The sequence below is a fragment of the Streptomyces sp. NPDC058008 genome (assembly GCF_042886395.1).
Taxonomy (GTDB): domain Bacteria; phylum Actinomycetota; class Actinomycetes; order Streptomycetales; family Streptomycetaceae; genus Streptomyces.
Window position 1 is genome coordinate 1 of sequence record NZ_JBHVQX010000039.1, and the last position, 22,859, is coordinate 22,859.

Sequence of the window (22,859 nt, forward strand, 5' to 3'; positions counted from 1 at the left end):
CGACGGCCCCGTCCAGCCGGTGGACGGGGCCGTCGTCGTGCGTGCGGGGGGAGCGGCCGGGGCCGCCCGGTCAGTGCGCCGCCGCCCGCTCCGGCAGGCCGCCCGCCGCCGGGGCGGGAACGCCGGCGGCGGTCACCGGGCGCTCCCGCAGCGACAGGAGCAGGCGCAGCACGGCGATCCACATCAGCGAGGAGCCGAGCATGTGGATGCCGACGAGGATCTCCGGCACGTCGCTGAAGTACTGCACGTAGCCGATGGCACCCTGCGCCAGCAGCACGACCAGCAGGTCGCGGGCGCGGGCCCGGGTGTCGGCGGGGGCGTCCACGACGCGCAGGGCGAACCACATCGCGAGGGCCAGGGCGCAGACGACCCACGCGGCGACGGCGTGGACGTGGGCGGCGGAGCTCCAGTCCCACGGCATGCGCGGTACGTCGCTGCTGTCACCGGCGTGCTTGCCGGAACCCGTCACGGTGGTGCCGAGCGCGATCAGGACGACGGTGGTGGCCACGATGGCCCAGGACAGCCGCCGCACCGGCAGGGGGGCGCGCGGGCGCGGTGCGCCGTCGCCCTCGCCCATCCGCACCCAGGTGACGACCGTCACCGTGAGAAGGCAGTTGGCGAGCAGGAAGTGGCCGGCCACCGACCACGGGTTGAGCCCGGCCCAGACCGTGATGCCGCCGATGACGGCGTTCCCCATCACCAGCCAGAACTGCGACCAGGCCAGGCGGGTGAGCCCGCGCCGCCGGGGCTTGAGGGAGCGCGCCGCGATGATCGCCCAGCCGACCGCGGCCGACAGGACGTAGGTGAGCATCCGGTTGCCGAACTCGATGGCGCCGTGCAGGCCCTGTTCAGGGGTGGCGAAGAGGCTGTCGTCGGTGCACTTGGGCCAGGTGTCGCAGCCCAGGCCGGAACCGGTCAGCCGGACCGCGCCACCGGTGATGATGATGAAGACGCTCATCACCACCGCGGCGAGCGCGGCACGCCTGGCCGTCCTCACCGACGGCGTCCAGCGCTTGGCGATGTAGGAGATGGGGGTTTCCACGCGCCCTATCGTAGGGAACGGCTTGTGCACGTTTTCACGAGGGGTGGGCATTCCGGCATTCCCGGCCGAGCCCGGACATCTCCCGGCGGCGGCTCACTCCCAGCGGAAGAACCGTGCCGCGGCGCCCAGCCCCAGCACCGCCCACACGGCCAGGACCGCCGCGTCGCCCCAGGGCATCGCCGAGCCGTGCTGGAGGACCTCCCTGAGCCCGTCGGAGAGCGCCGAGATCGGCAGCAGGTCCAGGACCGGCCGCACCGCGTCCGGGAAGCGGTCCAGCGGCACGATGACGCCGCCGCCGACCAGCAGCAGCAGGAAGACCAGATTGGCGGCGGCCAGCGTCGCCTCCGCCTTCAGCGTCCCCGCCATCAGCAGCCCGAGCCCCGAGAAGGCCACGGTGCCGAGCACCAGGAGCAGCAGGACGGCGAAGGGGCCACCCCGCGGCGACCAGCCCAGGGCGAAGGCGATCACCGTCAGCAGGAGGACCTGGAGCACCTCCGTCACCAGCACCGCGAGGGTCTTCGCCGCCATCAGGCCCCAGCGCGGCAGCGGCGAGGCGCCCAGCCGCTTGAGCACGCCGTAGCGCCGCTCGAAGCCCGTCGCGATGGCCTGGCCCGTGAAGGCCGTGGACATCACCGCGAGCGCCAGCACGCCGGGCGCCAGGAAGTCCACCGGCTCGGCCGCGCCCGTGTCGACGATGTCGACCGCGCTGAACAGCACGAGCAGCAGCGTCGGGATGACCACCGTCAGCAGCAGCTGCTCGCCGTTGCGCAGCAGCATCCGGGTCTCCAGCACGGCCTGCGCGGCGATCATGCGGGGGAGGGGGGCGGCGCCGGGGCGCGGGGTGTACGTACCGGCGCTCATGCGCGCAGCTCCTTGCCGGTCAGTTCCAGGAAGACGTCCTCGAGGGTGTGCCGCTCCACCGCGATCCCGTCGGGCATCACGCCGTGCTGCGCGCACCAGGAGGTGACGGTCGCCAGCAGCTCGGGGTCGATCCGCCCGGTGATGCGGTACGCGCCGGTGGTCAGCTCGGCCGCCTCGCTGCCGTCGGGCAGCGCCTTCAGCAGGGAGGCGAGGTCGAGGCCGGGGCGCCCGGTGAAGCGCAGCGTGTTCTCGGCGCCGCCGCGGCACAGCTGCTCCGGGCTGCCCTGGGCGATGACCCGCCCGGCGTCGATGACGGCGACGTCGTCGGCGAGCTCCTCGGCCTCGTCCATGAAGTGGGTGGTCAGCACGACCGACACCCCGTCGGCGCGCAGCTCCCGCACGAGGTCCCAGGTCGAGCGGCGGGCCTGCGGGTCGAGCCCCGCCGTCGGCTCGTCCAGGAAGACCAGCTCGGGGCGGCCGACGACGGCCATCGCCAGCGCGAGACGCTGCTGCTGGCCGCCGGAGAGCCGGCGGTAGGCGGTCCGGCCGCAGCCGCCGAGTCCGAGGCGTTCGACGAGCGCGCCGACGTCCAGCGGGTGGGCGTGCAGCTTCGCCATGTGGCGCAGCATCTCGTCGGCCCGGGCGCCGGAGTACACGCCGCCGGACTGGAGCATCACGCCGATGCGGGGGCGCAGCGACGCGGCGTCCGCGACCGGGTCCAGGCCGAGGACCCGTACGGTCCCGGCGTCCGGCCGCCGGTAGCCCTCGAAGGTCTCGACCGTGGTGGTCTTGCCGGCGCCGTTGGGGCCCAGGACCGCGGTCACCGCGCCCGCCGCGACCTCCAGGTCGAGGCCGTCCACCGCCGTTCTCGTGCCGTACCGCTTGACGAGGCCCCTGGCCTGTACGACGGGCTCACTGCTCATGGCGGGCAAGTCTAGGCCGGTGGTGCGGGGGTCCGGCGCGCCGGGTTCCCCCGGGTCCCCGAGGCGTTCCCGGAGGCCCGGCGGCCGGCCGGCTCCGACGGCGCCCACCTGCGGTGGCCTGGCGTGATCGTCTGTTTCCGCAGGTCAACTTAGGTGTGCCTAAGTGATGAAGGGCACCGCGCCCGGCCCGGAGGCGGGTTGTCACGCCCGAAGGAATTACGCAACAATGGCGTTGTGAAATACGTTGGCGAGGCTCCCCAGGAGGAACTCGCGACCGGTGAGCGCTCGACGCGCAACAGGGTCGCGCGCTCCATCCTGGACCACGGCCCGTCCACCGCCGCCGACCTGGCGAAGCGGGTCGGCCTGACGCAGGCGGCCGTGCGGCGCCACCTCGACGCCCTCGTCTCGGACGACGTGGTCGAGGCCCGCGAACAGCGGGTGTACGGGGCACGGACCCGTGGCCGTCCGGCCAAGGTCTTCGCCCTCACCGACTGCGGCCGGGACGCCTTCGACCAGTCCTACGACAAGCTCGCCGCCGACGCGCTCCGCTGGATCGCCGACACGGCGGGGGACGAGGCGCTCGTCGCCTTCGCCCGCGCCAGGATGGCCTCCCAGTCCGAGACGTACCGGGCGGTGATCGAGGCCGCGGGCCCCGAGACCCGCACCGAGGCCTTGGCCAAGGCCTTGTCGGCCGACGGGTACGCTGCTACGGCGCGTAGCGCGCCGGGCCCCCAGCAGGGCGAGCAGCTGTGCCAGCACCACTGCCCGGTCGCGCACGTGGCCGAGCAGTTCCCGCAGCTGTGCGAGGCGGAGACGGAATTCTTCTCCAGCCTGCTCGGGACCCATGTACAGCGTCTCGCCACCCTCGCCCACGGCGACGGCGTGTGCACGACGTTCGTCCCGCGCAGCAGCCCCGCAGCAGCACAGGCTCCACAGACCACTCAATCAGCATCTGCAAGTACGGCCGGGAGGAACCCCGCATGACGCTCCCTACGGAGACTGCCCACCCTGAGCTCGATGGCCTGGGCACGTACGAATTCGGCTGGGCCGACTCCGACGCGGCAGGCGCGGCGGCGAAGCGCGGCCTGTCCGAAGCTGTCGTCCGCGACATCTCGGAGAAGAAGAACGAGCCGGAGTGGATGCTCAAGCTCCGGCTCAAGGGCCTGAAGCTGTTCGACAAGAAGCCCATGCCGAACTGGGGCTCGGACCTGTCGGGCATCGACTTCGACAACATCAAGTACTTCGTGCGGTCCACGGAGAAGCAGGCGGAGTCCTGGGAGGACCTGCCCGAGGACATCAAGAACACGTACGACAAGCTCGGCATCCCCGAGGCGGAGAAGCAGCGCCTCGTCGCCGGTGTCGCCGCGCAGTACGAGTCCGAGGTCGTCTACCACCAGATCAACGAGGAGCTGGAGGCGCAGGGTGTCATCTTCATGGACACCGACACCGCGCTGAAGGAGCACCCGGAGCTCTTCAAGGAGTACTTCGGCACCGTCATCCCCGTCGGTGACAACAAGTTCGCCTCGCTGAACTCCGCCGTGTGGTCCGGCGGCTCCTTCATCTACGTGCCGAAGGGCGTGCACGTCGAGATCCCGCTCCAGGCCTACTTCCGTATCAACACGGAGAACATGGGCCAGTTCGAGCGGACGCTGATCATCGTCGACGAGGACGCCTACGTCCACTACGTCGAGGGCTGCACCGCGCCGATCTACTCCTCGGACTCGCTGCACTCCGCGGTCGTCGAGATCATCGTGAAGAAGGGCGGCCGCTGCCGCTACACGACCATCCAGAACTGGTCGAACAACGTCTACAACCTGGTCACCAAGCGCGCCGTGGCGTACGAGGGCGCGACCATGGAGTGGGTCGACGGCAACATCGGCTCCAAGGTCACCATGAAGTACCCGGCCGTCTACCTGATGGGCGAGCACGCCAAGGGCGAGACCCTGTCCATCGCCTTCGCGGGCGAGGGCCAGCACCAGGACGCCGGCGCCAAGATGGTCCACATGGCACCGAACACCTCCTCCAACATCGTCTCCAAGTCGGTGGCGCGAGGCGGCGGCCGCACCTCCTACCGCGGTCTCATCGAGATCGGCGAGGGTGCCCCGGGCGCCAAGTCCAACGTGCTGTGCGACGCGCTGCTGGTGGACACCATCTCGCGCTCCGACACCTACCCGTACGTCGACGTCCGCGAGGACGACGTGTCGATGGGGCACGAGGCGACGGTCTCCAAGGTCTCCGAGGACCAGCTCTTCTACCTGATGAGCCGCGGCATGACCGAGTTCGAGGCCATGGCGATGATCGTGCGCGGCTTCGTCGAGCCGATCGCCAAGGAGCTGCCCATGGAGTACGCCCTGGAGCTCAACCGGCTGATCGAGCTGCAGATGGAGGGCTCGGTCGGCTAGCACGGCACCGCCGTTAGCCGATCGTCCCCGAACGTTCTTGACTGAGAAAGCGAGCACTACGACAGCCATGGCTGAGGCTCAGAACTCCCCCACTCTCGGCTCCGCGCGAGCGGGGGGACCCCCTCCGGCGGGCTCCACCACCGCCGGTTCCATCGCGGTGGCGGCCGAGTCCACCGTCGCCACGCGCATGAGCGCGCCGCCGTCCTTCGACGTCGCGGACTTCCCGGTCCCGCACGGCCGCGAGGAGGAATGGCGGTTCACGCCGCTGGAGCGGCTGCGTGGTCTCCACGACGGCACCGCCGTCGCCACCGGTGACGGCGTCAAGGTCGTGATCGAGGCGCCCTCCGGCGTCACGGTCGAGACCGTCGGCCGCGACGACGAGCGGCTCGGCAGGGCCGGCATGCCGGTGGACCGGGTCGCCGCCCAGGCGTACTCCTCCTTCCGGCAGGCCTCGGTCGTCACGGTCGCCAAGGAGGCCGTGCTCACCGAGCCCGTCCGGATCGCCGTGCACGGCGAGGGCGGTGTGGCCTACGGCCACCAGGTCATCGAGCTGGGAGCCTTCGCCGAGGCCGTCGTCGTCATCGACCACACCGGTGACGCCGTGCTCGCGGCCAACGTCGACTACGTCCTGGGCGACGGCGCCAAGCTGACCGTCGTCTCCGTCCAGGACTGGGACGACACGGCCGTCCACGTCGGCCAGCACAACGCGCTGGTCGGCCGCGACGCCTCGTTCAAGTCCGTCGTCGTGACGTTCGGCGGGGACCTCGTCCGTCTCCACCCCCGGGTCGCCTACGCCGCGCCCGGCGGGGAGGCCGAGCTCTTCGGCCTCTACTTCACCGACAAGGGCCAGCACCAGGAGCACCGCCTCCTGGTCGACCACAACACCCCGCACTGCAAGTCCAACGCGGTGTACAAGGGCGCGCTCCAGGGCGACGACGCCCACGCCGTGTGGATCGGCGACGTGCTCATCCAGGCCGCCGCCGAGGGCACCGACACCTACGAGATGAACCGCAACCTGGTTCTCACCGACGGTGCCCGTGTCGACTCGGTACCGAACCTGGAGATCGAGACCGGCGAGATCGTCGGCGCCGGCCACGCCTCCGCGACCGGCCGCTTCGACGACGAGCAGCTGTTCTACCTGCAGTCCCGCGGTATCCCGGCCGAGGAGGCCCGCCGGCTCGTCGTGCGCGGCTTCTTCGCCGAGCTGGTCCAGCAGATCGGCCTCCCGGACGTCGAGGACAGGCTCCTCGACAAGATCGAGGCCGAGCTGAAGGCGTCGGTCTGAGATGGCCTTCGTCAAAGCCTGTGCGCTGAGCGAGCTGGAGGACGACACCCCCAAGAGGGTGGAGCTCGACGGCACGCCGGTCTCCGTCGTCCGCACCGAGGGGGAGGTGTTCGCGATCAACGACATCTGCTCGCACGCGAACGTCTCGCTCTCGGAGGGCGAGGTGGAGGACTGCGCGATCGAGTGCTGGCTGCACGGATCGAGCTTCGACCTCCGCACCGGCAAGCCGTCCGGTCTTCCCGCGACGCGCCCCGTCCCCGTATACCCCGTAAAGATCGAAGGGGACGATGTGCTCGTCTCCGTCACCCAGGAGTCCTGAGTCACCCATGGCAACGCTTGAAATCCGCGACCTGCACGTCTCCGTCGAGGCCGACAACGCCACGAAGGAGATCCTCAAGGGCGTCGACCTGACCGTGAAGCAGGGCGAGACCCACGCCATCATGGGCCCGAACGGGTCCGGCAAGTCCACCCTCGCGTACTCGCTCGCGGGTCACCCCAAGTACACGATCACGAGTGGCACGGTGACCCTGGACGGCGAGGACGTCCTGGAGATGACCGTGGACGAGCGGGCCCGCGCCGGCCTGTTCCTCGCCATGCAGTACCCGGTCGAGATCCCCGGTGTCTCGGTCTCCAACTTCCTGCGCACCTCCGCCACCGCCGTCCGCGGTGAGGCCCCCAAGCTGCGGACGTGGGTGAAGGAGGTCAAGGAGACGATGGCCGGGCTCCAGATGGACCCCTCCTTCGCCGAGCGCAACGTCAACGAGGGCTTCTCCGGCGGTGAGAAGAAGCGCCACGAGATCCTCCAGCTGGAGCTCCTCAAGCCGAAGATCGCCATCCTCGACGAGACCGACTCCGGCCTGGACGTCGACGCCCTGCGCGTGGTCTCCGAGGGCGTCAACCGGGTCCGCGAGAGCGGTGAGGTCGGCACCCTGCTGATCACGCACTACACGCGGATCCTCCGCTACATCAAGCCCGACTTCGTGCACGTCTTCGCCAACGGCCGCATCGCCGAGTCCGGCGGCGCCGAGCTGGCCGACAAGCTGGAGAACGAGGGCTACGAGGCATATGTGAAGGGTGGCGCTTCCGCGTGACTGACGCCCGACAGGGGCTCTCCGGCCTCCTCGACACCGAGGCGATCCGCAAGGACTTCCCGATCCTGGACCGCACGGTCCACGACGGCAAGAAGATCGTGTACCTGGACAGCGCGGCGACCTCGCAGAAGCCGCGCCAGGTGCTCGACGCCCTCGGTGAGTACTACGAGCGGCACAACGCCAACGTCCACCGCGGTGTGTACACCATCGCGGAGGAGGCCACCGCGCTGTACGAGGGCGCTCGCGACAAGGTCGCGGCCTTCATCAACGCACCCAGCCGCAACGAGGTGATCTTCACCAAGAACGCCTCGGAGTCGCTCAACCTCGTCGCGAACATGCTCGGCTGGGCGGACGAGCCCTACCGGGTCGACAGTGACACCGAGATCGTCACCACCGAGATGGAGCACCACTCCAACATCGTGCCGTGGCAGCTGCTCTCGCAGCGCACCGGCGCGAAGCTGAAGTGGTTCGGCATCACCGACGACGGCCGCCTCGACCTGTCCGACATCGACGAGATCATCACGGAGAAGACGAAGATCGTCTCCTTCACGCTGGTCTCGAACATCATGGGCACGATCAACCCGGTCGAGAAGATCATCCGTCGCGCCCAGCAGGTCGGCGCGCTGGTCTGCATCGACGCCTCGCAGGCCGCCCCGCACATGGTGCTCGACGTGCAGGCGCTGCAGGCCGACTTCGTGGCCTTCACCGGCCACAAGATGGTCGGCCCGACGGGCATCGGTGTGCTCTGGGGGCGGCAGGAGCTCCTGGAGGACCTGCCGCCGTTCCTCGGCGGCGGCGAGATGATCGAGACCGTGTCGATGCACTCGTCGACGTACGCCCCCGCGCCGCACAAGTTCGAGGCGGGGACGCCCCCGATCGCGCAGGCCGTCGGCCTCGGCGCGGCCGTGGACTACCTCTCGGCCATCGGCATGGAGAACATCCACCGCCATGAGCAGGCCATCACCGAGTACGCGGTGCGCCGGCTCCTGGAGGTCCCCGACCTCCGGATCATCGGTCCGGCGACGGCCGAGGACCGCGGGGCGACGATCTCCTTCACGCTCGGCGACATCCACCCCCACGACGTGGGCCAGGTGCTCGACGAACAGGGCATCGCCGTCCGGGTCGGACACCACTGCGCACGGCCGGTCTGCCTGCGGTACGGAATTCCTGCGACGACGCGAGCGTCGTTCTATCTGTACTCCACGCCCGCCGAGGTCGACGCCCTGGTGGACGGTCTGGAGCACGTGCGGAACTTTTTCGGTTAAGGGCGAGGGTTGACTGGTGAAGCTTGACTCCATGTACCAGGAAGTGATCCTGGACCACTACAAGCACCCCCACGGGCGTGGCCTGCGGGACGGCGACGCCGAGGTGCACCACGTCAACCCGACGTGCGGCGACGAGATCACCCTCCGGGTGAAGTACGACGGCGAGACCATCGCCGACGTCAGTTACGAGGGCCAGGGCTGCTCCATCAGCCAGGCCAGCGCCTCCGTGCTCAACGAGCTGCTCGTCGGCAAGCAGCTCGGCGAGGCGCAGAAGATCCAGGAGACCTTCCTGGAACTGATGCAGTCCAAGGGCCAGCTGGAGCCGGACGACGCGATGGAGGAGGTGCTGGAGGACGCGGTCGCGTTCGCCGGCGTCTCCAAGTACCCGGCCCGGGTCAAGTGCGCGCTGCTGAGCTGGATGGCGTGGAAGGACGCGACGGCGCAGGCGCTGTCCGAAGGGAAGACCGCATGAGCGACAACGAGACTCTCACGACCAAGCCGGCCTCCGAGGAGGAGGTCCGCGAGGCCCTGTACGACGTGGTCGACCCCGAGCTGGGGATCGACGTCGTCAACCTGGGCCTGATCTACGGCATCCACATCGACGACGCCAACATCGCCACCCTCGACATGACGCTGACGTCCGCGGCCTGCCCGCTGACCGACGTCATCGAGGACCAGGCGAAGTCCGCGACGGACGGTATCGTCAACGAGCTGCGGATCAACTGGGTCTGGATGCCGCCGTGGGGGCCGGACAAGATCACCGACGACGGCCGCGAGCAGCTTCGCGCGCTCGGCTTCAACGTCTGATCCATGACACCACGTCACTGACGGCCCCCGGTCCTCCGGGGGCCGTCGTGCGTTGTTCGTCCGCCGTACCGGTGCCGTGTGCCCGCCGTTGGTGCCGGGGCCGGAGCCTGCTCCTTCACGCCACTTCGACGAGAGGTCCGCAGTGTCGCATCAGCTCCCGCTCCAGAACCGCCGTGCGGCAGCCGCCGCCGGGATCCTCGCGCTGGCCGCACTGGGCGGCGCCGTGCCCGCGCACGCCGCGGCCTACGGAACCCCGACGATCAGCCTCTCGGCCTCCTACCTGTCCGGCGCCGTCGGCGCCACCGGCGACCCCGTGGTGGAGGTGACCGTCGCGCAGAGCGGCGCCGACGCGGCGGCGCTCACCGTGGCGGCCTCCGCCAGCTCCCGGTCCTCCGTCGCCAGGACCTCGGACGTGACCGTCACGGGCACCGGCACCACCCGCCGGGTCTCCGTCGCCGCGCGCGCCCGCGGCTACACCGACCTCACCGTCAAGGTCACCGGCCTCGACGGCCGGACGGCCACCAAGGTGCTCCACTACGCGGCCTCGGCCGCCGTGCTGAACTCCGCCGACACCCGCTACACGACCGGCTCCTCCGACGCCTCCGCGGCGGTGGACGTCGGCGGGGGCTACGCCGTCGTGGCGGACGACGAGTCCAACACCCTGCGCCTGTACGACCTCTCGCGGTCGGGCGCGCCGGTGAGGACCTGGGACGTCGCGTCGGCCCTCGGGGTGAGCAAGGAGATCGACATCGAGGCCGGCGCGCGGGCCGGTGACACCATCTACTGGACCGGTTCGCTCGGCAACAACAAGGACGGCGTGTACAAGGCCGACCGCAACACCGTCTTCACCACGACCGTGACCGGTTCCGGGGCGGACACCCGGCTGACGGTCGGCGGTTCGTACAAGAGGCTCCGCGACGACCTGGTGGCCTGGGACGAGGCGAACGGGGACCGGTACGGCTTCGCCGCGGGTACCGAGGACGGTGAGGCGCCCAAGCAGATCGACGGGTTCAACGTGGAGGGCCTGGAGTTCGCGCCCGGCTCGACGACCACCGCGTACCTCGGCTTCCGCGCGCCCCTCGTCCCGCCGAAGGCGGGCGGCAAGGCCCTGCTCGTGCCCGTGACCAACTTCGACCGGGTGGCCGGTGCCGGGGCGAAGCCCGTCTTCGGTACACCGGTCGAGCTGGACCTGGGCGGGCTGACCATCCGTGACATCCGGAAGAACGCCGCCGGCCAGTACCTGATCGTGGCCGGTTCCTGGGAGGCCGACGACAACTCCGCCCCGTACGCCCTCTACAGCTGGGACGGCGTCGCCGGCCACGCGCCGGTGGAGCGGACCGGGCTGCCCACCACCGACCCGGGCGGCTGGGAGGCCGTCGTCTCGGTGCCGGACCTGACGGTCCCCGGGACGCGCACCCAGGTGATCACGGACGCGGGGGCGGCCGATCTGTACGGGGACGGCACCGCGGCCAAGGACCTGGACCACGCCGAGTGGAAGAAGTCGCGGGTCACCTGGTTCACGGTGGGCGGCTGACGAACCGCGGTTGCGGTGCTCCCGCTCCGCGTGACAGCGGCCCTGCCCGCCGGGCAGACTGGCCGCATGGCCGTCCGCTTGTACCAACTCGCCGTCGATGCCCACGACCTGCCGTCACTGGCCCGCTTCTGGTGCGCGGTGCTGGACTGGCAGGTGCTGTTCGAGGACGAGGACGAGGTCGTCATCGGTGCGGACGCGTCCGCCCTGCCCGGGATGTGCTTCCTGCCCGTGCCCGAGGGGAAGACGGTCAAGAACCGCCTCCACATCGACCTGGCCCCGGACGACCTGTCCACCGAGGTCGAGCGGATCATCGCGCTCGGCGCCCGGCGGGTCGACGTCGGGCAGAGCACGGACGTGACCTGGGTGGTGCTGGCGGATCCCGAGGGCAACGAGTTCTGCGTGCTCCGGCCGAAGACGTCGCTGGTGGACTGAGTCCGCCGCCCGGCGGGCACCGGGGCCGTTCCCCGCGTCCGGGGCAGGCCCCCGCACCCCGCCGTGAGCGCCCGGCCCCGGACCGGCCGTCGCGCGGACGCCCCGGCGGCGTCCGCGCGTTCCGGTCCCGCCCCGCTCACCCCTGCGGGGCGGCGTCCTCGTAGGGCGGACGCGGGTGGGGGCCCTGTGCGGGGACGCCCGCGGCCTCCGCCAGCACCGGGCCCAGGTTCTCCGTACGGATCCTCCGGTCGACGTAGAGCAGGCCGGACACCAGCTGGGGGAACGTGGTCGAGATGATCTGGCTCAGCAGCTGCCCCAGCAGGGTCGCGACGACGTAGCCGCTCACCGCGACCATCACCGCCGCGGGGCTGGGGTCCTGGTCGAGGGACGAGGTCCCGATCATGCCGGGGAAGACGCCGAGGACCGTGAACGGCATCTGGACGAGGTAGCCGGCCACGCCCGCCATCAGCCCGGCCAGCAGGGTGATGCCGAAGATCCGCCACCAGTCCCCGCGCACCAGCTGGGACGAGCGGCGCAGCGCGGCGACGGGCCCCTGGCCCTCGAAGACCACGGCCGCCGGTGCCAGGCAGAACTTGACGTAGAGCCAGACCGCCAGCGGCACCGTCGCCAGGGCGCCCAGGATGCCCACCGACAGGGCGACCGCCGCGCCCCCGCCCCCGCCGTCCAGGGCGAAGGTGCTGATGACCAGCCCGAAGACGGCCGCCGTGAGGAGCAGTACGGGCACCATCGCCAGCAGGGAGGTGAGGATCAGGGTGCCGATCACCGGGGCGACACGGGACCAGGCCTTGCGCCACAACGCCGCGAAGGTGACGGGCCTGCCCAGGACGGCCTCCTGGAGCACCGCCGGGACCACCGCGTACATCAGGCCGGAGACGACCGCCATGACGACGAACCCCAGCAGGACGAGGATCGCGCCCCCGGTCACCAGCGGAACGATGTCCGTGGACGACGGCCCCTCACCGCGGTCGAGGGACACCACCCGGTCCAGGTGGTCGGAGACCGCGGAGTAGGTGACGGCCACCGCCGTCGCCATCAGGAGCGCCGCGCCGCCGTAGAGGGCGGCGGCCGTGCCGAAGAGCTGCTTGCCGTACCTGCCCATCGTCGAGAACGCCCCGCCCAGGAGTTCCCCCAGCCCCAGCGGGGCGAGCGGTATCACCCCCGGCTTCGGCGGCGGCACCCAGCCGCCCCACCCCGGTGGTCCTCCGAAGGGATGACCGCCGTACCGCGCGCCCCCGTAGGCGCCCCCGCCCCACCCTGCGTCCTGCGCCACCACTGCTCCGTTGTTCGTATCGTCCGGTCGTCATCAGGTCCTACCGGTTCGGGACACCGTAGCGTCCCCGGCCGCGGGTGAATCCGGTCCCGACCGGCCCGGAACGGACACCCGGGGATGTGTACAGGCGTACACACCGTTGTGTACGATCGTACGCATGGGATACGGACTGCTGGCCGGGGCCATCGCGGCGGAGGTGGCCGCGACGACGGCCATGAAATACAGCGACGGCTTCACCCGGCTGTGGCCCTCGCTCGCCACGGTCGTGGGATACGTGCTGGCCTTCGCGCTGCTCGCCCAGACGCTGAAGACGCTCTCCATCGGCACCGCCTACGCGATCTGGGCGGGCGTGGGCACCGCGGCCGTCGCCGCCATCGGGATCCTCTGGCTGGGGGAGTCCATGACCCCCGCCAAGCTCGCCGGGATCGCGCTGATCATCGCGGGGGTCGTCGTCCTCAACCTCGGGGGAGCCCACTGATGGCCCGGCGGTACGACCCCGAGCGGCGCGAACGCATCATCGACGCGGCCCTCCGCGTCGTCGCCGACCGGGGCATCGGCGGGCTCAGCCACCGCACCGTGGCGGCCGAGGCCGACGTGCCGCTCGGCTCGACGACGTACCACTTCGCCTCGCTCGACGAACTGCTGACCGCCGCCCTGCGCCGGTCCAACGAGAGCTTCGCCCGGACGGTACGGGACAGCCCGCACTTCCGTGACCCCACGGTCCCGCTCGCGGACGAACTGGCCCGGCTGCTGGGGGTGTGGTTCGAGGCGGGGCGCGGGCCCCTGGCGCTGGAGTACGAGCTGTACCTCGCCGCCCTGCGCAGGCCCGCCCTGCGGCCGGTCGCCACCGAGTGGGCCGACGCCCTGTACGCGCTGATCGCCCACCGCACCGACCGGGCCACCGCGCGGGGGCTCACCGCGCTGCTGGACGGGATCAGCCTCCAGGTGCTGCTCACCGGGGGCGAGTTCGACCCGGAGTACACCAGGGACATGCTCGCCAGGGTCGTCGAGGGGGCGGCGGCCTCCGGGCGGTGAGGCGGTGCGCCGCCCACCGGGCCGTCTCCTGGCGGTGCGGCGGCCGGGCGGACCCCGGTACGCGCGGGAGCTCCGGTGGACGGACACGCTCCGGCTGCTGAGACCGGTTCGCCCGCGCGGGGCTCGGACGGTTAGGTTCTGTTCATGACCGACACGACTTCCCAGGGCTCCGCCCGCACCACCGGCGCCGTCGCCGCCGGCCTCGCCACCATCGCCGGTGACGGCACCGTCCTCGACACCTGGTTCCCCGCCCCCGAGCTCGTCGCCGAGCCCGGACCGGCCGGCACGCAGCGCCTGAGCCCCGAAGAGGCGGTGAACCGCCTCGGTGAGGGCGCGGCCGGCGCCATCGGCGTGGACGCGCGCCGTGGGGTGGAGATCGTCGCCGTGTCCACGGTCATCTCCTCGCTGGACGACAAGCCGCTCGACGCGCACGACACCTACCTGCGGCTGCACCTGCTCTCGCACCGTCTCGTCCGGCCCCACGGGCAGAACCTCGACGGCGTCTTCGGCTTCCTCGCCAACGTCGCCTGGACCTCGCTCGGCCCGGTCGCCGTCGACGACCTGGAGAAGGTCCGGCTCAACGCCCGTGCCGAGGGCCTGCACCTCCAGGTCACCTCGGTGGACAAGTTCCCCCGGATGACGGACTACGTCGCGCCCAAGGGCGTGCGGATCGCCGACGCGGACCGCGTCAGGCTCGGGGCGCACCTGGCCTCCGGCACGACCGTGATGCACGAGGGCTTCGTCAACTTCAACGCGGGCACCCTCGGCACCTCCATGGTCGAGGGCCGCATCTCGGCCGGTGTCGTCATCGGCGACGGGTCCGACATCGGCGGCGGCGCCTCCACCATGGGCACGCTGTCCGGCGGCGGCAAGGAGCGCATCGCGATCGGGCAGCGCTGCCTGATCGGTGCCGAGGCCGGTGTCGGGATCGCGCTCGGCGACGAGTGCGTCGTCGAGGCCGGGCTGTACGTCACGGCGGGCACCCGGGTCACGATGCCGGACGGGCAGATCGTCAAGGCGCGGGAGCTGTCCGGCGCCTCGAACATCCTCTTCCGCCGCAACTCGGTCACCGGTGCCGTCGAAGCCCGCCCGAACAACGCGGTGTGGGACGGGCTCAACGACGTACTGCACAGCAACGACTAACCGGCGGCGAGGAGTTCCTCGCGCAGCACCCGCAGCCCGTCGGCCGCCTCGCGGCCGGCGGGCTGCAGCGGTTCGCGGACCGGGCCCGCGTCCAGCAGGGCCTTCACCGTCACGGTGCCGGGCAGGCCGGCCGCCATCATGGCCTCGATCAGCGGGACGGCGAGCCCGTTGAGCCGGGCGGCCTCCGCGGTGTCACCCGCGTCGAACGCGTCCAGCACGGCCCGGAGCTGACGCGGGGCCACGTTGGCGACCGTACTGACGAATCCGGCCCCGCCCAGGGCGTACAGCGGGAGGTTCAGCTCCTCGCAGCCCGAGTAGTACGCCAGCGGGGTCCGCGCCATCACCTTGGCGGCGGCGAGCAGGTCGTACGAGCAGTCCTTGACCGCGAGGACGCGCGGGTGTTCCGCCAGGCGCAGCAGGGTCGCCGGTTCGATCCTGGTGCCGGTGCGGCCCGGGATGTCGTAGAGCATGAGCCCGATGCCCGTCGCCTCCGCGACCCGCAGGAAGTGCGCCTCCACGGCGGCCTGCGGCGGGCGGCTGTAGTACGGCGTGACCACCAGCAGCCCGTCCGCGCCCGCCGCCTCGGCCTCCTGGGCGAGCCGGACCGTGTGCCGGGTGTCGGCACTGCCCACCCCCGCGATCAGCGGGACCGCGTCGCCGACGGCCTCCCGGACGGCCCGCAGCAGCGCGGTCTTCTCCGTGTCCGATGTGGTCGGCGACTCGCCCGTGGTGCCGCTGAGCACCAGGCCGTCGCAGCCGTCCGCGACGAGGGCGGCGGCGTGGCGGCGGGCGGTGTCCAGGTCCAGGTCACCGCCGGCGGTGAACGGCGTGATCATGGCGCAGAGGGCGCGGCCGAAGGGCCCGGGGGTGTGGGATGTCATGTTCGCAGTCTCGGCGCCCGGTGGGCGCGGGTCCACTTAGTTCTGCTTCGGGTGAGGGGCAAGAGACGCTGAACGGTGGAAGGGGTCTGGCATGATCGAACAGATGGGCGACGGACCGTTCCAGGGGTGGGGCACACGCGATGCGCGTACGGAAGACGATCCCGGCAGCCGCGTTCGCGGCGGGCGCGGCACTGACGCTGTCCGGCTGCGCCGGATTCCTCGTCCCGGCGGGGGAGGGGGAGCCCGTCCGCGCCACCGCCACCCGGGCGCCGGCCCCCGCGCCGGTGCCGGATCCCGGGGCCGTGACGGGCGTGCCCACGCAGGGCGCGCCGAGCCCCGCGGCACCGGCCGACGGCTGCCCGGCCTCCGGGGCGGCCGTGGAGATGGGCCCCGTGGAGGCGGCGCTGTTCCACCGCGCCGTCACCCTCACGCTCACCAACTGCGGCAAGAAGCCCTACCGCGTCCACGGCTACCCGTCGGTCCGTGCGCTGGGCGACGACGGTGAGCGCATTCCCGTCCCCGTGAACGCCGGAGGGTCGATGTTCGGCAACGACCAGGGGCCCGAGGAGGTCATGCTGGAGCCCGGCCGGAGCGTCACGTCGATACTGGCCTGGGTCTCCACCAAGGAGGGCGGCGACCTCATCGAGGGCGACGCCCTGGAGATCGCCGCGGCGCCGGACGCGGGGGCGCGCGTCTTCCCGCTGGAAGGCCATGACATCCGTCTGATGGACGAGCTGAACACCACGGCCTGGCGTACGGACACGGGCGGCTGACGGCCCGGCAGCGTACGCGCCGGGGCCGGACGGGAAGAGCCGGACACCCCACGCCCGACGACGGGACCGCCGCCGGCCCGGTACCGAGCGGCCGGGGCCGGGCGCCTCCGTCCGCACCGCCTCTTCCCGTCCCCGTCCGCTCCGTGACCAGGGACGCGCGACGGACCGGCCCCGCGCACCTCGACGGGACCGGACGCAGGCGGCGTCCGAGGCACCGGGCCGGCGGTCCGGCGCCCGTGCCCCGGGATACGCCCGCCTCGGTGCGAACGGCATGCCGGGATACGCCTGCCTCGGTGCGGACGGCATGTACGTGGTCCTCGCGGTGCGGCGGGGGACGCGTGGGGAGGTCGTGCGGGTACCTGTCGGCGTGCTGGTCGGGCCGGGATACGTCCGCCTCGGCGCGGACGTCACGCAGATGCTCCTCGCGGTGCGGCGGAGACGCGTGGGGAGCCCCTGCGGCCACCCGCGGGCGCCCTCGCCGGGTCCGCCGGCGGTGGTGCCGGACCGCTCGGGCCGCCGGGGGCCGGGGCCCGAACCGGACCGGTCCGCGGGGCCGCACGGTGCGCCGCCGGAGGCCCGCTTCCCGCATCGGGGACGGGGTGCGGCAGAACCGGGCGGCACGGGACGAAATGCGTCTACGCTGGGGCGGCGGCCAAGGCCCGGAGCACATCGGGCCGGCCCTTCGCACCAGCCCGCGCACGCCCCGAGGAGAACCCCCTGATGTCCGCAGAGCGCCCCTCCCTGCCGCCGGTGCGGCTGCACACCGAGGCCGAGCTGGCACGGGACGCGCTGGCCGCTCCGCTGCTCGCCCGCGCCGTCCGCCTCGCCCGCTGGGCGGGCCCCGCGACCCGGGTCGGCGCGGGTGGCGAACTCGTCGACGCGCAGCTGGCCCCGGCCGCCGAACACCTCGGTCTCGGCGACGACGAGGACGGTACGGCGTACGCCAGCGAGGCGTGGCGCCTCGCCGTCGACACGGGGCTCGTCGACGTCGAGGATCCGGAGGACGAGGACGCGGAGGGCACCGCCACGGCCGGCGAGAACCTGGCGCTGCTGACGTCCGGATCGCCGCAGGACGTCCTGGCCATCTGGCTCGACGGTCTGGAGGCCGTGCACGCGGACGCCACCGCCCCGGCCTTCGACGACTTCGCCGACCTCATCGGCGAGGACGGCAGTGTCGACTTCGACGCCCTGGACTGGGACCCGGAGGAGGAGGCCGAGTTCCTCGACGGGGTGCTCGGCAACCTCTACCTGCTGACCCTCTCGGAGGCCGGTCCCGCCGACGCCCCCGTGCCGCTGCCCGCCCTCGCCGCGTCCATGGTGGTGCCCGAGGACATGGGCGAGCCCACCGACGACGTGCTGGAACAGGTGTCGGAGGCCATGATGCGGCTGGACGACCAGTTCCGGGTCCTCGAACCCATCGGGATCGTCGAATACCGGCCGGTGGACGAGGCGTTGCTGACCGAGGAGGGCGAGGAGGCCACGCCGCCCGCCGACGACGAGGACGTCACCCGCTACGGCATGGTGAAGCTGACCCCCCTCGGGCTCTACGGCATCCGGGAGCGGATGCTGGAGGCCGGTGTGGACGCGCCCGCCGTCGGAGACCTCGCCGACAAGGGGGCCGACGTCCTCCTCGACGGCATCGCGTACTACCCCGAGGAGGCCGCCCGCACCGAGGTCGGCCTGTGGCTCGGCCGGCGTGGGGCGGACGGGGCGCAGGCCGCCGCGGCGGACCTGCTGGGCGCCGCGCGCGGCGGCGACGGACGCGCACCGCTGCGCAGGCTCCACTGCCAGCAGGCCCTCGCCCTGGTCGGGCCGGAGGCCGAGCCCGCCGTGCGCGCGGTGCTCGGGGATCCCGAGCTCGGCGGACTGGCGCGGGTCTGGCTCGCGGAGCGCGGCGCGGCGGACATCCCGGCGCCCCCGGAGACGATGATCTTCTGGCTCGCCGTGGACACCATCGCCGCGCAGCTGGACGCCGACGGAGACCTGGACGAGCTCCAGGAACTGGTCGAAGGGCTCTCCGGGCAGCACAGCGGGTTCTTCGACCAGGCCTGGCGGGTGGAGCACCCCGCGACGGCCGAGGTGCTGGAGGCCGTGGGGCGGCTGCACCGGGACCGGAAGATCGCCAAGGACGCCCGCAAGGCCGCCTTCAAGGCCCGCTCGCGCGCGAAGGGCTGATCCCGGCGGCGGACCCCGGCCGGCCGGCGAACCACGCGCGGCCGGTCGGGGGCGGCCCCGGCCCGGTCCGTCGCGGAACACGGCTCGACGCGGGGGCCGCTCCATGCCGTAGGCCGTTCGGCCCCCCTCGGTACGGGGGCGGTCGGCCCGCACCGGGGACGGCGGGGCCGGGGCCCCGGGCAGCACGCTCCGCACACCGCCACGGCCCGGGGAGCGACGACCGACCAGTCCAGCCGCCGAAGGGCGCTGCGCGGTACGGAAGGTAAATCGCCTCGCGCGCCCAGCCGTTGCCCTCGTAGGGTGAGGGCCATGCACCTCCCGGTGCGAAGGCAGCGGCTACTTCCTTTCCCGAACACGCCGCAGCCGTCCTGACCTCGGGAGGCACAGGAGCCGGGGTGCCCGGTGCGCAGGCGACGGATACTTCTCTGGTTCGACGGTTGCGGGTTCGAGTCCCGCCCGGCCCCGGCCGGTAGCTCAATCGGCAGAGCATCGGAATAAGCACCGCCGCCGACCCATGATCTCGGGCACCCCGTCCTCCGCTGTGTCCTCTCCCACGAATTCGGGGGAATTCACATGGCACGCTTCAACACCCGTCCCACCCGCCCTCGCGTCACCTCGCCCGTGAAGTCGTCCGGGTCCACCGCGCGCAACCACCAGGGCGCCGTGGGACACCTGCGGGACAGCCGTTCCGAACTCTTCCTGCTCGCGGTGGCCAACTTCGTGTCCCAGGACACCTTCCACGAGGACGGCGAGGCACGCGACAGCCGCTTCTCCACCCTGGTGCGGACACTCGCCGTCGAGGACCCCGCGTGGACGGCCGGCCTGCTGGGCTGGCTGCGCCGTGAGGGCCGGATGCGCACGGCGTCGCTCGTCGGCGCCGCGGAGTACGTGAAGGCACGGCTCGACGCCGGCGCGGTGGACGGTCCGTCCGGCCGGCGGGTCGTGGACTCCGTGCTGCTGCGCGCCGACGAGCCCGGAGAGCTCCTCGGGTACTGGACCTCGACGTACGGCCGCGCCGTACCGAAGCCGGTCAAGCGGGGGATCGCCGACGCCGTGCGCCGCCTCTACGGCAGCGCGGCGCTGCTGAAGTACGACACCGCGTCCAGGGGCTACCGCTTCGGCGACGTCCTGAACCTGGTGCACGCCGCGCCGGATCCCGCCAAGCCCTGGCAGGGTGACCTGTTCCGCTACGCCCTGGACCGCAGGCACCACCCCGAGAACGCCGTGGCGCCCGCATCCGACCGCGTCCTGGCCGCCCACCGGGCACTGATGGAGGTGCCGGCCGAGGAGCGCCGGGCCGTGATCACCGGGCCCGGCGGCGCGGAGCGGCTGGCCGCCGCGGGCATGACCTGGGAGGCGCTTGCGGGCTGGCTGCGCGGACCGATGGACGCCGTGGCCTGGGAGGCCGTGATCCCGTCCATGGGCCCGATGGCGCTCGTGCGCAACCTGCGCAACTTCGACGAGGCGGGCGTCTCGGACGAGGTCGCGGCCGGGGTGGCGGCGCGGATCAGCGATCCGGAGGCCGTCGCCGCCTCCGGGCAGTTCCCCTTCCGCTACCTCGCGGCGTACCAGCACGCGCCGTCGCTGCGGTGGGCCTACCCGCTGGAGCGGGCGCTCGGCCATTCACTGGGGAACGTCCCGTCGCTGCCCGGCCGCACCCTGGTCCTGGTCGACCGCTCGGGATCGATGTGGTCGCCGCTCTCCGAACGCTCCCGGCTGAACCGGGCCGACGCCGCCGCCGTCTTCGGCGCGGCGCTGGCGCTGCGGGCCGCCGACGCCGATCTGGTGGAGTTCGGCACGGGCAGTTCGGCGGTGGAGTACCGCGGGGGCGAGTCCGTGCTGAGGATCCTGGAGCGTTTCCGTAACCTGGGAGGGACCAACACGGTGGAGGCGGTCCGCAAGCACTACCGGGGGCACGACCGGGTGCTGGTCGTCACCGACGAACAGGCGTCGTTCACCCACTACGGCGACGTGACCGGCGGGGTCCCGCTGTCCGTGCCCGTCTACACCTGGAACCTCGCCGGATACCGGGTCGGGCACGCGCCGTCGGGAAGCGAGAACCGCCACACCTTCGGGGGTCTTTCCGACGCGGCGTTCCGCATGGTGCCCCTGCTGGAGGCGGGCAGGAGCGCGGACTGGCCCTGGAACGGCTGATTACGAATGCGGTACTACTGACGGCTCCGGAGCGGTCGGGCATGGCGTCCGGCGCTTACAGGGCGCATACTCGACCGTAATGAAACAGTCAGCCGGTTCCCGGCGTCACCTGCCGTCCAGTCCCTTCAACCGCCCGGCCCAGGCGGCCCCACCGGTCGAATGCTTCGATGTGGGCGACAGGGTGTCGCACGACCAGTTCGGACTCGGCCGAGTCCTCGCTGTCGAGGGGGACAACGACGCGGTCCTCATCGACTTCTCCGGGCGCCAGGGGAGGATCCTGAGCCCGTACTCCAAGCTGACCAAGCTCTGAGGGAGCGGACGAGCACGCAACGCGTCCCACCGGAGACTCTCCGGATCCGGGGCACCTGAGGGGAAAACCCGTCGGGTGCCCCGTAAGCCGTTCCGGGGCCCGGTGGCGTCAAGGAGTCCCCGGCCGGACCGAGGCTGCCCGCCCGACCCGGACGAAGGACCGTCAGAGCGCCTTCGCGGCGGGCTTCACCATGCCTCGGACGGTCCGCGACTTCACGAACTCGCCCATCGCGGTCATCTCCCACTCGCCGGAGAACTGCCTGATCAGCTTGGCCATCATCACGCCCGTCTGCGGCTCCGCGCCGGTCAGGTCGAAGCGGACCAGCTCCTCGTCGGTGGCCGCGTCGACCAGCCGGCAGTACGCCTTGGCGACCTCGGTGAACTTCTGCCCGGTGAACGAGTTGACCGTGAAGACCAGGCCGGTCGCCTCGGCGGGGATCCTGCCGAGATCCACGACGATCACCTCGTCGTCGCCCGCGCCCTCACCGGTGAGGTTGTCACCGGAGTGCTTGATCGCGCCGTCCAGGATGGCGAGCTTGCCGAAGTAGCAGCTGTCCAGGTGCTTGCGGTCGGGGCCGAAGGCGACCACCGAGGCGTCGAGGTCGATGTCCTTGCCCCGGAACGCGGGCTCCCAGCCGAGGCCCATCTTGACCTGCGAGAGCAGCGGCCTGCCGCCCTTGACCAGGGACACCGTCTGGTTCTTCTGGAGGCTGATCCGGCCCTTGTCCAGATTGACCTTGCCGGAGCCGGCGGGCGGCGCGGGCGGTGCGGCGGGGGCCGGGGGAGCGATCCGCGGGTCCATCGGGGCGGCCACGGGCGCCGGGGGCGCGACGGGCGGCGCGAGGGGGGCGGGCGGCGCGGCCGCGGCGGGCTCCTCCACCGAGACGCCGAAGTCCGTGGCGATGCCGGCCAGCCCGTTCGCGTAACCCTGGCCGACCGCGCGGGCCTTCCAGGCGCCGTTGCGCCGGTAGATCTCGATGACCACCAGTGCCGTCTCGCTGCCCAGCTGCGGCGGGGTGAAGGTGGCGAGCGCGGCGCCGTCGTCCGCGTTGCGCACGGTGGCGGTGGGCTCGACACCCTGGAAGGTCCGGCCCGCGGCGTCGGGGCTCGCCGTGACCACGATCTTCTCGATGCCCGGGGGGACCGCCGTGGTGTCCACCACGATCGCGTCGGGGGCGGACCCGCCGCCCGGGCGGTAGGTCACACCGGGGCCCGAGGGCTGGTTGTAGAAGATGAAGTCGTCGTCGGAGCGCACCTTGCCGTCGGCGGTGAGCAGCAGGCCCGAGACGTCGAGCCGCACCGGTGCGGCGACGTCCACCGCCACACGGGCGGCGGAGAGAGGGATGTTCGAGCCGGGGGTCATTGCGGTCATGCACGGGGTAACGAACGACCCGGCTTTGCCGTTCCCTTACCTTCGGGGGTTCCTCCGGACGGCCCCACGCCTGCCGCACGGCCC

The 22,859-nt window shown here is 72.1% G+C and carries 23 protein-coding genes; 17 read left to right on the forward strand and 6 right to left on the reverse strand.

Features of this window, described 5'->3' with window-relative positions; all coding sequences use genetic code 11:
• Positions 1–70: 70 nt before the first annotated feature.
• The 3 genes from ACFVS9_RS29790 to ACFVS9_RS29800 all read right to left on the reverse strand — a co-directional run bounded on the left by ACFVS9_RS29790 (position 71) and on the right by ACFVS9_RS29800 (position 2,826).
• Complete coding sequence (locus ACFVS9_RS29790; protein WP_383118135.1) at positions 71–1,051, reverse strand: heme A synthase; 981 nt, start codon at positions 1,049–1,051, stop codon at positions 71–73.
• Positions 1,052–1,135: 84 nt separating this feature from the next.
• Entirely contained in the window at positions 1,136–1,903 is a 768-nt protein-coding gene (locus ACFVS9_RS29795; protein ID WP_383118116.1) for an ABC transporter permease, read from the reverse strand.
• Positions 1,900–2,826 carry an ABC transporter ATP-binding protein gene (locus ACFVS9_RS29800; protein ID WP_389937329.1) on the reverse strand — a complete coding sequence of 309 codons (927 nt, stop codon included), beginning with the start codon at positions 2,824–2,826 and terminating at the stop codon, positions 1,900–1,902. Before ACFVS9_RS29800 ends, ACFVS9_RS29795 begins: the two co-directional genes overlap by 4 nt.
• 234 nt (positions 2,827–3,060) lie before the next feature.
• Here ACFVS9_RS29800 and ACFVS9_RS29805 point away from each other — a divergent pair, with 234 nt between their 5' ends.
• The 10 genes from ACFVS9_RS29805 (at position 3,061) to ACFVS9_RS29850 (ending at position 11,642) form a co-directional block, all read left to right on the forward strand.
• Entirely contained in the window at positions 3,061–3,810 is a 750-nt protein-coding gene (locus ACFVS9_RS29805; RefSeq protein WP_383118118.1) for a helix-turn-helix transcriptional regulator, read from the forward strand.
• Positions 3,807–5,228, forward strand: a complete 1,422-nt coding sequence (sufB, locus tag ACFVS9_RS29810) for a Fe-S cluster assembly protein SufB (protein ID WP_383118119.1) — start codon at positions 3,807–3,809, stop codon at positions 5,226–5,228. The genes ACFVS9_RS29805 and sufB overlap by 4 nt, the downstream gene beginning before the upstream one ends.
• A 67-nt stretch (positions 5,229–5,295) precedes the next feature.
• Positions 5,296–6,513 (forward strand): Fe-S cluster assembly protein SufD, encoded by a 1,218-nt coding sequence (gene sufD, locus ACFVS9_RS29815; protein WP_389937334.1) that lies wholly within the window; start codon positions 5,296–5,298, stop codon positions 6,511–6,513.
• Position 6,514: 1 nt separating this feature from the next.
• Entirely contained in the window at positions 6,515–6,832 is a 318-nt protein-coding gene (locus ACFVS9_RS29820) for a bifunctional 3-phenylpropionate/cinnamic acid dioxygenase ferredoxin subunit (RefSeq protein ID WP_014156911.1), read from the forward strand.
• Between the two features lie 7 nt (positions 6,833–6,839).
• Complete coding sequence (sufC, locus tag ACFVS9_RS29825) at positions 6,840–7,604, forward strand: Fe-S cluster assembly ATPase SufC (protein ID WP_383118121.1); 765 nt, start codon at positions 6,840–6,842, stop codon at positions 7,602–7,604.
• On the forward strand, positions 7,601–8,869 hold the full coding sequence (locus ACFVS9_RS29830; RefSeq protein WP_383118122.1) for a cysteine desulfurase: 1,269 nt from the start codon (positions 7,601–7,603) through the stop codon (positions 8,867–8,869). Before sufC ends, ACFVS9_RS29830 begins: the two co-directional genes overlap by 4 nt.
• Before the next feature lie 16 nt (positions 8,870–8,885).
• Positions 8,886–9,341, forward strand: coding sequence for a Fe-S cluster assembly sulfur transfer protein SufU (sufU, locus tag ACFVS9_RS29835; RefSeq protein ID WP_383118123.1), 456 nt, complete (start codon positions 8,886–8,888; stop codon positions 9,339–9,341).
• Positions 9,338–9,676: a metal-sulfur cluster assembly factor gene (locus ACFVS9_RS29840; RefSeq protein WP_093539690.1), complete on the forward strand. Its 339-nt coding sequence runs from the start codon at positions 9,338–9,340 to the stop codon at positions 9,674–9,676. The genes sufU and ACFVS9_RS29840 overlap by 4 nt, the downstream gene beginning before the upstream one ends.
• 142 nt (positions 9,677–9,818) lie before the next feature.
• Positions 9,819–11,210, forward strand: a complete 1,392-nt coding sequence (locus tag ACFVS9_RS29845; protein ID WP_389937339.1) for a hypothetical protein — start codon at positions 9,819–9,821, stop codon at positions 11,208–11,210.
• A gap of 66 nt (positions 11,211–11,276) precedes the next feature.
• Positions 11,277–11,642, forward strand: a complete 366-nt coding sequence (locus ACFVS9_RS29850; RefSeq protein ID WP_389937342.1) for a VOC family protein — start codon at positions 11,277–11,279, stop codon at positions 11,640–11,642.
• A gap of 136 nt (positions 11,643–11,778) precedes the next feature.
• Here the strand turns inward: ACFVS9_RS29850 and ACFVS9_RS29855 are convergent, their stop codons facing one another.
• The gene (locus tag ACFVS9_RS29855; RefSeq protein ID WP_389937345.1) at positions 11,779–12,933 is read right to left on the reverse strand and encodes a hypothetical protein; all 1,155 of its coding nucleotides are present in this window, start codon (positions 12,931–12,933) and stop codon (positions 11,779–11,781) included.
• Positions 12,934–13,090: 157 nt separating this feature from the next.
• On the opposite strand from ACFVS9_RS29855, the gene ACFVS9_RS29860 reads away from it, so the two are divergent.
• The 3 genes from ACFVS9_RS29860 to dapD all read left to right on the forward strand — a co-directional run bounded on the left by ACFVS9_RS29860 (position 13,091) and on the right by dapD (position 15,111).
• A complete protein-coding gene (locus ACFVS9_RS29860; RefSeq protein WP_383118127.1) occupies positions 13,091–13,411 on the forward strand; it encodes a DMT family transporter in 321 nt (106 codons plus the stop codon).
• The gene (locus ACFVS9_RS29865) at positions 13,411–13,968 is read left to right on the forward strand and encodes a TetR/AcrR family transcriptional regulator (protein WP_383118128.1); all 558 of its coding nucleotides are present in this window, start codon (positions 13,411–13,413) and stop codon (positions 13,966–13,968) included. The genes ACFVS9_RS29860 and ACFVS9_RS29865 overlap by 1 nt, the downstream gene beginning before the upstream one ends.
• Before the next feature lie 144 nt (positions 13,969–14,112).
• On the forward strand, positions 14,113–15,111 hold the full coding sequence (gene dapD, locus ACFVS9_RS29870; protein WP_383118129.1) for a 2,3,4,5-tetrahydropyridine-2,6-dicarboxylate N-succinyltransferase: 999 nt from the start codon (positions 14,113–14,115) through the stop codon (positions 15,109–15,111).
• Here dapD and dapA read toward each other — a convergent pair.
• Positions 15,108–15,992 (reverse strand): 4-hydroxy-tetrahydrodipicolinate synthase, encoded by an 885-nt coding sequence (dapA, locus tag ACFVS9_RS29875; protein ID WP_383118130.1) that lies wholly within the window; start codon positions 15,990–15,992, stop codon positions 15,108–15,110. The genes dapD and dapA overlap by 4 nt on opposite strands.
• A 140-nt stretch (positions 15,993–16,132) precedes the next feature.
• Here dapA and ACFVS9_RS29880 point away from each other — a divergent pair, with 140 nt between their 5' ends.
• The 4 genes from ACFVS9_RS29880 to ACFVS9_RS29895 all read left to right on the forward strand — a co-directional run bounded on the left by ACFVS9_RS29880 (position 16,133) and on the right by ACFVS9_RS29895 (position 21,404).
• On the forward strand, positions 16,133–16,765 hold the full coding sequence (locus tag ACFVS9_RS29880; protein ID WP_389937350.1) for a DUF4232 domain-containing protein: 633 nt from the start codon (positions 16,133–16,135) through the stop codon (positions 16,763–16,765).
• A 720-nt stretch (positions 16,766–17,485) separates the two neighbouring features.
• Positions 17,486–18,940 (forward strand): hypothetical protein, encoded by a 1,455-nt coding sequence (locus ACFVS9_RS29885; RefSeq protein WP_383118132.1) that lies wholly within the window; start codon positions 17,486–17,488, stop codon positions 18,938–18,940.
• Positions 18,941–19,513: 573 nt separating this feature from the next.
• Positions 19,514–21,094 (forward strand): TROVE domain-containing protein, encoded by a 1,581-nt coding sequence (locus ACFVS9_RS29890; protein WP_389937353.1) that lies wholly within the window; start codon positions 19,514–19,516, stop codon positions 21,092–21,094.
• Between the two features lie 79 nt (positions 21,095–21,173).
• On the forward strand, positions 21,174–21,404 hold the full coding sequence (locus tag ACFVS9_RS29895) for a hypothetical protein (RefSeq protein ID WP_014156926.1): 231 nt from the start codon (positions 21,174–21,176) through the stop codon (positions 21,402–21,404).
• Positions 21,405–21,566: 162 nt separating this feature from the next.
• On the opposite strand, the gene ACFVS9_RS29900 is transcribed toward ACFVS9_RS29895, so the two are convergent.
• Positions 21,567–22,775, reverse strand: a complete 1,209-nt coding sequence (locus ACFVS9_RS29900; protein WP_389937356.1) for a TerD family protein — start codon at positions 22,773–22,775, stop codon at positions 21,567–21,569.
• Between the last annotated feature and the right edge of the window lie 84 nt (positions 22,776–22,859).